The sequence below is a fragment of the Anaeroplasma sp. genome, assembly GCF_034179385.1.
Lineage (GTDB): Bacteria > Bacillota_I > Bacilli_A > Acholeplasmatales > Anaeroplasmataceae > Anaeroplasma.
This window is the reverse complement of record NZ_JAXFPY010000062.1, coordinates 1-10,883: the sequence shown is the minus strand read 5'-3', so window position 1 is coordinate 10,883 and position 10,883 is coordinate 1. Positions and strand designations below refer to the sequence as shown.

Below are 10,883 nucleotides of genomic sequence, written 5' to 3'. Positions count from 1 at the left end.
AAGCTAAAAAATTTTTGAAAACTGCGGTTTTCCTTTTAAGTATGCCCAAAAATGGGTATTTTTTATTATTTAAGTCTTTGGGCAAAAAGAAAAGAGCTGTAAGCTCTAAATCTCATTGCTGAAATTTATTTTTTTACAGCCTCTTCTTATTTTTTATTTTTAATAAAATCCCTAATTCACCAACCACTATTCATTATTCTTAATATTATGAGTTTGATAAGCATATTTTTCAACTTCATATTCTTTAATTGTTTTATACTTATTTTCATTAATTTCTTTAAGAGAAATTGAATCCATTAAAATATTGGTTAAATGTTCATATTCACTATATTCATCTATCGATGCCATAACTAGTGCATTTCTAAAATATTTAGCATGCTTTCCTATAAAATCAATATTTACCTTTAATTCTATCTGCTTAACAAATAAGTATAGAAATGTTGTTACAGTTCTAGTATTTCCCTCTCTAAATGGATGTATCCTCCATAATTTTGAAATAAACCATACTATTTTATCTATTTTTTCTTTAGATTTTAATTCTTTCCAATTCATTTTAATAAATTCTTTGTCTAATTTATTAAGATCAGTATTTATACTATTGTAATCTGAATAATTAACAGATAAACCAGCTAAAATAGGTTCTTCTTTATAAATGTTGATATTTCTTTTATTTCCAGCCCATTCATATAAATCAGAAAATAATATCTTATGAATCACAAATATATCTTTTAAAGATCTAATTAAAATGGGATTTCTAATTAAATTATTAATGTTCAAAGACACAATTGAATATTCAGCACCATCTAATTTTTTTTCATCTTTAATATCAAGTTTATTAATTAAAACCCTTGTTCCGGGATATATATACTTATCTACCATTCGTAAATAATCTCACAATACCAAATTTTGCTGTTTCATAATCAATATATCCTAACGAATATAGATGAATTAATTTTTTTGCTTCCACTGGAGGCTCATTACCATCAACTGAATTAATGATATAAGCTAATTCCTCGATATCATCCTTTTTATTAGAAATATCATTTAACTCAAAAGGAATTCCTCTCTTTAAAACAACCTGTCTTAAAAACAAATCAATGGATTGGCTTAAAGTCATCCCAATATTATTCAATATAGTTTCAGATTCTTTTTTTATATCTTCAGATATTCTTGCGTGTATTACTTCATTTTTCATATTCATCACCTTGATGTAATTGTATCACGTTCGTGATACATAATCAACAAGTTCACTTTCCTTTCTTCAAAAGAAAAAAAGACCTTTTACTAGGTCTCTATTATTCTTTAATGGCAGGACTAGCTGGATTCGAACCAGCGCATGAGGGAGTCAAAGTCCCTTGCCTTACCGCTTGGCTATAGTCCTATTTTCGGGTCTTTTTGTAAGACCCTTATTATTCTACTAAATTTTTTTCTAGTTTTCAAGAGACTTTTTATATTCATATACTAAAGCATCCGCTTTTTTTACAAATGAATCTAACGAATCCCAAGAAGGAAGCTTAGCTCCTGCAGCCTTAGGGTGTCCTCCACCTTCATATTCTGAGGCTAAAGCATTAATCACAGGGCCTCTAGATCTTAATCTGATTCTAATTTCACCTGGATACTCAATGAATAAAGCCCAAACTGGACATCCTTCTATTGTAGATATTGTAGATACCTGATTGGATGCATCCTCATCAGAAACCTTAAATTGCTCTATAGTTTCTCTTTTTAATACAATATAGGCAAAGCCATGCTCGCTCATCTTAAAGTTTGTTAATACCCAACCCTTAAGCTTTAGGGTATCTAGTGTTTCTACAGATAGCTTATTGTCGATAAATGCTAAATCAACTCCATGATCAACTAAGCATGCCGCAGCATTAAAGGTTCTTGCGTTTACAGAATCAAATTTAAATCTACCTGTATCAGTTAATATACCTGTATATAATGCAGTAGCTGCTTCCTTATTTAAAACGAGTTCATCCTTAAATTTTAAATAAAATTCTGTAATAATTTGTGCACATGCAGGAGAGGTTGTATCTACATACACATAATCTCCATATGGCTCTACATTTGGATGATGATCAATTTTAATTACGTATTTTGATTTTGTAAAGCGACCATCGGATAATCGATTTGATGCACCACAATCTACACAAATGGATAATGCATCATGAAATAATGCGTCATCAAGTAATGTTGGTTCTCCAATGAAGGATACATAATCGGATACCTCTCCAGTTACATAAACCTCCTTTTTTGGAAATGATGCCTTAATTAAATGATATAGGCCATATTGAGTTCCAATACAATCTCCATCTGGTCTTGAATGACCATGAATAATAATTTTATTAAATTCTTTAATTTTTTGTAAAATATGTTCCATATTTCCTCCTTCTACTTCGTTGGCCAAGTCCTCATCTTTCTTTCTATGCCATTTAATGTAATGGTTTGATTAAACCATTCACTATCCTTAAGTTTTATTAAATTATTTGAAGCCCAAAGGCCAATATTTATACCATTCGATGAAACAATAATATTACCATTCATAGCTCTAAAGCCTGTAGAATGTATATATTCTTCTCCAACCTTAGCGCCAACCTTATCCGATTCTGGGTTACCATACTTGTCATATTTTAAATTGCCATTTTTGTCTATTGCTTGCTTAGCAACGGCAATTTCAAAATTACATACCGTTGGTGCGTAGACTCTATCCGTCCATTCTGCAATACGATTAATGAAATCCTGAGTTGGGAATTGGTTATCTGTATTTGCGGTATATTGATCTGTACCACAGCAGCAGCAGGCAACACAAAGCTTTGGTTGTAATACATCTAATAAGCAATCATTCGATGATGTTTTAGAGCCATGGTGTCCTGCCTTATATAAATCAACAGAATACATTGTTTTTTCATTTGTTGAGCCATCATAATATTCAGCAAATTTTTCTTCCCCTTCAAGCTCTAAATCTCCACCTAAGAAGAATCTATGATATGAGCCATTATTGTTATAAGTGAATAAAGTTAATACAGAGAAGTTGTTTTCGTCTTTTGAATCAGCTTTGCCATTATTATCATTATCATAATAATAATAATTATATAAGATATCCATAGTTACATGTTCAGATAGCTGATATGTTCTTTTCGCACCATTTAAATTCAAATAACAATCTCCTGCCGTATAATGATTTTTTGCATAGGTATCTCTGGCATTTAGGTAATTGCCATAGGCAGATGTTGTTTTTGTTGTGCCTGCAAAATAATCTCTTGAGGATTTACCAGAATTCTTAAATGCTTGAAACTGTGTATAGGTTTCAGAGGTAAAATCAATAACAGTATCAACCTCATAATTTTGGAAGAATTTAGGGAATGCATAAATATGATCTGCATCACCATGTGTTGCAACGACATATTCTAGCTTCTTATCCTTGCAATATTTATTAATATAAGCACTTGTTGTAGTATAGGATTCTTTCGTTGAGCCAGCATCAATTAAAATATCTGTATCTCCAGCCTTAATATAGGTACAATCTCCTGCGGCATCATTTCCAAGCATCATAAAATGAATTTGGAATTCATCATAACAAATATCTTCAACAATCCCACCTACATATTTTACAAATTCATTCTTTAAATCCTTAGTTTCCTTAAAAATCCAAACATATTCCTTTTCTACCTTGGTAGGTAAAATGCCTATGGATACTTCCTTTGGATGATTATCCTCTAGGATATATAAGGATACCACACCGGATACATCCTTTGCAATAACATATAAGGATTCTTTTTCTAAGATAGATTCTTCCTTTACAATGAATTCATCATTTATAGAATCATATTCAACCTTATAATATTTTAAATTGCTATCAAAGCTATAGCTTTTTTCTTCAATATCTTCTGTAGATGTTGTAGTTTCCCCTACTTGATTTGTAGTCGCCTCAACAGGAGAATCTTTTCTTTTATCTCCAAAGGATATAATTCCTACTTTCCACAAGATAACGAATACAATAGCTATAATGACGAATAATACAACTAAGGTTATAAATAATTTAGGGCTTTTTTTAGCAAGCTTCTTTGCTTTTTTTATTGCCTTTTTTGTTTTTCTTTTCTTTGCCATATAATCATCTCCAACCTACAGTATCATTCTATCATAAATATTCGTATTTTCGAAAGAAAAAAAGGGAAAAATTCCCTTTTTGGCATTAAGGTAACCAAATACCCTTTGATGCTAAAACAACTCTTAAAACTAAATAAACTAAATAGGCTATATATAATCCTAAGAATAAAAATCCCATCCACTTCTTTAGCTTACCTGTAAAGGATAAACCGAAGAGTAATAAAGTTATTGTCATCATAAATACTAAATCAAAGATAATTGTACTATCTGCAACGATTGGATTAATGGTTGCAGAAATACCTAATACGAATAAAATATTAAAAAGGTTTGAACCGATGACATTACCTAGGGCCATATCCACCTGGCCTTTTTTCGCTGCAATTACAGAGGTTACAAGCTCAGGTAGTGATGTTCCTACCGCAACAATCGTAAGTCCTACAATCTTTTCAGCCAAATTTGCCTCAATACCAATTGCGGTTGCGCCCATTACAGCTAGATTCTTAGCCCCTACAACAACAAGCTCTCCGCCTAAGGCAATTCCAAGTGCGCCTAAAACTAAGAATAGTATAGCCTTCCATACAGGCATATCTTTTATTTCTTCATCCTCTTCGTCACTTGGATGTTTTTTGCTATCTAAGATTAGATAAATTAAATAGGCTACCATTAATACAATAAAGACAATTCCTTCCCATCGCATAATCGTATAATCACCTACTATAGAGGAAATACCAAAGAAAATACCAAATAAAACAAATAATAAAGATGCACCAATTAAAAACGGATAATCTCTTTTCATTACTGCCTTTTTAACTATAATTGGTGTGAATATAATCGATAATCCTAATACCAATAAAATATTACATATGTTAGATCCAACAACATTACCCATCGCAATATTAGCTTGAATTGTTGTACCTGTAGATATAGAATCCACTAATGCAGAAATAGAATCGGATGCGGATACCGCAAGCTCAGGGCATGATGTTCCCATCGCTACTATTGTAAGTCCTATAACCAAAGGAGACACATGAGCCTTTTTCGCAATTGCTGCAGCACTATCTACAAAAAAGTCACAACATTTTACTAAGAAAAAAACTCCAAGAATCAAAAAAATTACAAAAAACAAAATACTCCAATTCCCAATAGTCCAGCTAGATATCCAAGAATCAACAAAATCTAAAAACATTTGTATACCCCCTTTTTAGAAACAAAAAGACCACAGTACCACCATAAGGTACTGCAGTCTCAAAATTTAATATAATACCGGGCCCTACGCCGCGATTGTCGGTATTACAACCCTTTTACTAGGCTTTCTACTCCCTGCGAGTAATAATATTTATTTTGAAGAATACTCTGATGATATTTTAACAAAATCTTTTCCTAAAATAAAGTCCTCAATTGCATTTGCTGCAATTTCTACTGCAGAATTCATAATTGAAAGCTCACTAGAGTCAAATTTTTTTAATACCCAATCGATAACAGGAATGACATCGGATCGATCAATTCCTATTTTAATTCTCTTATATTCCTCTGTATGAATGTGCATTTGAATGTTCTTATGTCCGTTATGGCCACCTGCACTTCCTTTAGCACGAAGTCTTATTCTTCCAAGGCGCGAATCTAAATCATCAGAGATGACTAAAATATCCTCGACTGGAATTTTATAGAAATTCATAACTAAGCTTACTGCCTCACCAGACAAATTCATATAAGTCATTGGCTTAAGTAATATTGCCTTATTTCCACCTAAATTGACCTGGGCAAGCATTCCCTTCATTTTAGGCTCAAGGCTAAAGGTTATATCGTGCTTCTTTGCGAAAGCATCTACTGCCATAAATCCTGCGTTGTGACGAGTATTCAAATACTCCTTGCCAGGATTTCCAAGTCCAATTATTAGCTTCATATTTTTATAATAATTCTCTCTTACTCTTATCGTATGTATAAGTAAATAAACCGGATAATGGTTCATCAGATAAGATTCTTAAAATACCATGGCCAAGTAGCTGACCAACACTTAATACTGTAATCTTATCAATTTTCTTCTCTTCAGGTAATTTGATTGTATTTGTAATAATCATTTCCTCTAATACAGAATTCTTAATTCTTTCAATTGCAGGACCAGATAATACACCATGAGTACAAGCAGCATATACAGCTGTAGCACCAGCGTCCTTTAATGCCTTTGCACCAACAGTAAGTGTACCTGCAGTATCTACCATATCATCAACTAAGATACAAGTTTTACCCTTAACATCACCAATAATGTTCATAACCTCCATCTTGTTTGGTTCTGGTCTTCTCTTATCAATGATAGCCATAGGAGCCTCTAGAATCTTAGCGAATTCTCTAGCTCTTGTAGCTCCACCATGATCTGGAGATACAACAACAACATTTTCTAAATGCTTATCCATTAAATAATTTACTAAAATAGGCAATCCCATAAAGTTATCTACAGGAATATCGAAGAAGCCCTGTTCCTGTGCTGCATGAATATCCATTGTAATAACTCTATTTGCACCTGCAACCTGTAATAAGTCTGCAACAAGCTTAGCACTAATTGGCTGACGGCTTCTTGCCTTACGGTCCTGACGGCTGTAGCCGTAATAAGGAATTACAAGGTTAATCGTCTTTGCAGAAGCTCTTTTAAGTGCATCACACATAATTAATAATTCCATTAAATGGTCGTTAACTGGTGCACTTGTAGGCTGAATTACAAACACATGGTGTCCACGTACTGTTTCGTTAATTTGGACGTTGATTTCACCATCTGCGAAATGTAATACCTCGCAATCAGAAAGTGGAATACCAATAGAATCACAGATTTCCTGTGCTAATTCTGGATTTGAAGATAATGTGAAAACTTTTACTTTTTTTCCCAATAAGATTGACATGAGAAATTTCCCTCCTAAATAGTTTTAAACCATTATAGATTATAGCATATTCAAAAAATAATTCTAGATTTGACCTCTTGAAAGTGGTTTCTTGAATAAGAAATAGCCGAATTTCTTCGGCTATGTTCCTTAATTATTGTTTTCAATTAGGAATAATGCAGTTTTTCTTCTTAAAATATCTGCTTTAACATCCTCTAATCTTTCTTCCTTAAACTTTTTAAATTCCTCATCTGGAATCTGATAATAATTTTGATACATAGAAAGCTCACGCTCTACTTCCTCATCGCTTGCAACAATATTTTCGTTTTTTGCTACATACTCGAGTAATTGATCTCCTTTGGCCTGTGCCATAGCTTGATCTGCAAGCTGATTACGGAAATCCTCAACACTCATTTGCTGCATAGCTAAATAGGAATCCATATTTAAGCCATATTGTGCAACCTGACTTTCATAATAAGCATAGATTTCATCTACAGACTTTTTCATAACCTCATCTGATACTTCAATTTCAGAATTATCCACAATATTCTTAATTAATCTACCTAAATATTCATTATCTAAATCATTTTTCTTTTTCGCATTCATTTGACGAGCAAGCTCATTCTTTAATTGCTCTAAAGAATCAAGACCAAAGCCTTTAGCAAATTCATCATTTAATTCTGGAGTAACCTTTTCCTTTACCTCATGAATATGACATTTAAAAACTACAGCCTTACCAGCTAAGTTTTCCGCATGGTATTGTTCTGGGAAGGTTACGTGTACATCGACATCATCCCCCTTAGAATAGCCTACCAATTGCTCCTCAAAGCCAGGAATAAAGGAACCAGAGCCTAAGCCTAAATCATATTTTTCAGCTGTACCACCCTCAAATGGTACATCATCTAATAACCCCTTATAATCAATATTTACTGTATCACCTAAAGCACTCTTGCCTTCCTTTTCCTTATAGGTAATCTTGCTTTTAAGTAAATTATTTAATTCCTGATTCATTTCTTCTTTAGTTGCAGGAGTAAATTCCTTCTTACCAACATTTAAATTCTTATAATTGCTAACGTTCATTTTTATATTCTCACTTTCATAAACTAAAACCATTATATAGGATTCTTCTAAAAATTGAAAGAAGAAAAGAAAATATGCCCAAAAACTGGGCATAATCTATTTCCGCAATTATCATAATCAAACAATAAACGCTTAGGAAATCGAGGTTTATTAATTCTTGACTTAATTGGTACAATTCATTTTGGCGCATTCAGGATATTTATTACAAATCCTTTTTAGATTTCAGATGCAAAAATATCATCATAATAGATCATTGCATAAGTCCTTTTCTTAATATTATTTTCATCTAGTTTCTGAATACTGTATTCCTTCCCCATTTCTATATTAAAATCCAAAATCTTCTCATTTTCTTTATAAATCTTTGAATCATAATAATATATAAGTGGACACATATTAATGATATATGATTGAGAAGGCAAATTCGTAACACATTCTAACATTAATGTACTTAAATTATATTTATATAATAAAACATTATTAAAATTACATAAACAAGTATATTTTGGAATGCAATCACATTTATAGTCATATAGTGCAAAATATATATCATTACCATGAATTTCTATCGTTTGAAATATTGCCTTATTTCTAACGTTAAAATTTCCATCATTAATACACAAATTCTCATCGTCTATTCTTATTGTTATTAGCCCATAATCGAGTATATATAATTTAGTTTCATTCCTATATGCCATATACCGCATATTATCATTTACCAAATACAAATCATAATTATGAATATTAAAAAGGCTGTTAAACCTAGGAAAAGAATAAATCTTCAAAACCTAGGTTTTTTTCACAACCCCTTGCAAGTTTGCGTATAATACAATTATTTTATTATTTTATTTTGCGAATATATTTCAATCGTTTTAACAATTTGCTTTCTTTTATCTAAATGAATTTCTGTTCCATCAAAAGCCTTAATTTTAAGTGCTGGATTTCTCATTATATTTGCTTCTTCTATTGTATCTACTTCTTCCCATTTAAGTTGTTTAACAATTCTATTTTTGAATAATATTTTAATGCCGCTTTCATCAAAGTATATAATTTGGAAAATCCAATAAAATCCTATTAGAAAGAACAAAACAATTAAAGATAAAGATATTATCAATAGTATCCAACCAAAATTTTGTCCATAACTTAAACTTGTAAAAAAGCCTACAAGTAACAATATCTCGAAAACCATTATCACAGCAAAGTATGATATCGTTTGGAATAGATTTTTATAAAATTTATTTTTTAACATAATCTTTCCTCCTAATGACTAAAAAGATGAAATTAGTTTACCAATTAAATATGATGTTAATCATAAGTGGCTTCTGTACCACCAGCAATTAGTCCAGCTAAGAATCTTAAGGCAAATTTAGAATTTACATCTGTTGCCACTCTACCCATAGATCCAGCAATTGAAGACATAGCAGATCCCTTACCAGCCAAAATATTTAATGAACCCATAATCGCAGATGTTGCTAATGATTCTCCCCAGTTAATATCTACATTTTTGAACTCTGAGCTATGCCAACTAGTATAAACTGTTCCTGCTAAATTTCCAGCAAAACCTCCTGCAAACGAAGCGGTAACCCCTAGAGCCATATAACCTACACATGCGAGATTAGCTACTTCAGATGCCGCCGCAAAGGCCATTCCTCCTAACCCGGCACCCACTCCACACAACGCACCAGAAATAGCACCGCCAATATAACTAGCAGTAAAATCTCCTCCATTAGCTTTTGTTACATAACCATTAATTAAAGAACCGGCTCCAGCACCAATTAATACACCACCAAGAATACCACCAACGCCAGTAGCACATAAAACGATACCACCTACTATGGCTGCTCCACTAATTAACCATGCTGCCCATTCAGGTAAGTGTCCACTAGGATCAGAATACATTATTGGTTGATTCCAACAATATGCATATAGATTTAATCCAATAATACTCGATGAATCTAGGTATTCTATAGAATCTGGGGTAATAAATCTTAAAAGTATAGGATTATAAAATCTACTCTTTAGATAATATAATTCTATATCTGTATCATAATAATATCCTTTACATCTGAAATTAGATATTACAGTTCCTGTTTGATTTATGATGTTACCAAAGGCGTCATAATCAAATTTAGATACTATTACACCATTATTATCTATAATTCCTATGATATTACCTAATACATCCCTTATATAAAAGTATATAGTATTATTCTCTTTATATCCATATAACTGATTGTTTTCATCATAGAAATAATCAATTATGTTATTACCACATACTTCTTTTATTAGCTTTCTGTTATCATAATAATAATTTGTAGTAGTTGTTGAAACAGGATAATCACCTTCTACAATAGTTACTCTCTTTTTTATGATTAAGCCTTCTAAATCATAGGTATAATTAATTCTCTTATCATCCTTACTAACGGATACTAATCTTTTACCTTGATACGAGTATTCGTATCCATTATAGGATTTCATTAAAAATGGATGAATAGTATCATATTCGATTGGATTATTATTGTAAGATACTAATCTAGATGAAGTATCATAGTCATAATGATTAGTACCATAATCCTTTATATTACCATTACTATCGTAATCTAATATTTTATTATCATCCTTTGATAAGTATCCTAAATCATTATATGTATAGGTATGAGAACCAAAGGTTGTATCTGTAATTGAGGTTACTCTACCTAAGGAATCTAATGTATAGTTTCTTTCATAATTGGTATTATTAATCTTAAATGTTTCCTTCTTTACTTGTAAAGAGGTATAGGTAGCATCATTATATCTTGTTTTAAAGGAATACGTATCCTTTAATACTTC

At 31.6% G+C, this 10,883-nt stretch carries 11 protein-coding genes and 1 tRNA gene; all 12 read right to left on the bottom strand.

From position 1 onward, the window contains the following. Positions 1-186: 186 nt before the first annotated feature. A complete protein-coding gene (locus tag SPJ17_RS03930) occupies positions 187-879 on the bottom strand; it encodes a Fic family protein (RefSeq protein WP_321092922.1) in 693 nt (230 codons plus the stop codon). Next, positions 869-1,195 carry a type II toxin-antitoxin system RelB/DinJ family antitoxin gene (locus SPJ17_RS03925; RefSeq protein ID WP_321092920.1) on the bottom strand — a complete coding sequence of 109 codons (327 nt, stop codon included), beginning with the start codon at positions 1,193-1,195 and terminating at the stop codon, positions 869-871. Before SPJ17_RS03925 ends, SPJ17_RS03930 begins: the two co-directional genes overlap by 11 nt. Before the next feature lie 111 nt (positions 1,196-1,306). After that, positions 1,307-1,381: transfer RNA gene (locus SPJ17_RS03920), tRNA-Gln, on the bottom strand. Positions 1,382-1,429: 48 nt separating this feature from the next. Beyond that, positions 1,430-2,380, bottom strand: coding sequence for a bifunctional oligoribonuclease/PAP phosphatase NrnA (locus tag SPJ17_RS03915; protein ID WP_321092919.1), 951 nt, complete (start codon positions 2,378-2,380; stop codon positions 1,430-1,432). 11 nt (positions 2,381-2,391) lie between these two features. Next, positions 2,392-4,107 carry an MBL fold metallo-hydrolase gene (locus SPJ17_RS03910; protein WP_321092918.1) on the bottom strand — a complete coding sequence of 572 codons (1,716 nt, stop codon included), beginning with the start codon at positions 4,105-4,107 and terminating at the stop codon, positions 2,392-2,394. An 85-nt stretch (positions 4,108-4,192) separates the two neighbouring features. Then, complete coding sequence (locus SPJ17_RS03905; protein ID WP_321092916.1) at positions 4,193-5,293, bottom strand: calcium/sodium antiporter; 1,101 nt, start codon at positions 5,291-5,293, stop codon at positions 4,193-4,195. A 150-nt stretch (positions 5,294-5,443) separates the two neighbouring features. After that, complete coding sequence (gene pth / locus SPJ17_RS03900) at positions 5,444-6,010, bottom strand: aminoacyl-tRNA hydrolase (protein ID WP_321092915.1); 567 nt, start codon at positions 6,008-6,010, stop codon at positions 5,444-5,446. 4 nt (positions 6,011-6,014) lie between these two features. Further along, complete coding sequence (locus SPJ17_RS03895) at positions 6,015-6,998, bottom strand: ribose-phosphate diphosphokinase (protein WP_321092913.1); 984 nt, start codon at positions 6,996-6,998, stop codon at positions 6,015-6,017. 129 nt (positions 6,999-7,127) lie between these two features. After that, positions 7,128-8,057: a trigger factor gene (tig, locus tag SPJ17_RS03890; RefSeq protein ID WP_321092912.1), complete on the bottom strand. Its 930-nt coding sequence runs from the start codon at positions 8,055-8,057 to the stop codon at positions 7,128-7,130. A 215-nt stretch (positions 8,058-8,272) separates the two neighbouring features. Next, complete coding sequence (locus tag SPJ17_RS03885) at positions 8,273-8,752, bottom strand: hypothetical protein (protein WP_321092911.1); 480 nt, start codon at positions 8,750-8,752, stop codon at positions 8,273-8,275. 134 nt (positions 8,753-8,886) lie between these two features. Beyond that, positions 8,887-9,303 (bottom strand): hypothetical protein, encoded by a 417-nt coding sequence (locus tag SPJ17_RS03880; RefSeq protein WP_321092910.1) that lies wholly within the window; start codon positions 9,301-9,303, stop codon positions 8,887-8,889. A gap of 56 nt (positions 9,304-9,359) precedes the next feature. Further along, on the bottom strand, positions 9,360-10,883 hold a 1,524-nt coding region (locus SPJ17_RS03875; protein ID WP_321092909.1), incomplete at its 5' end, for an RHS repeat-associated core domain-containing protein.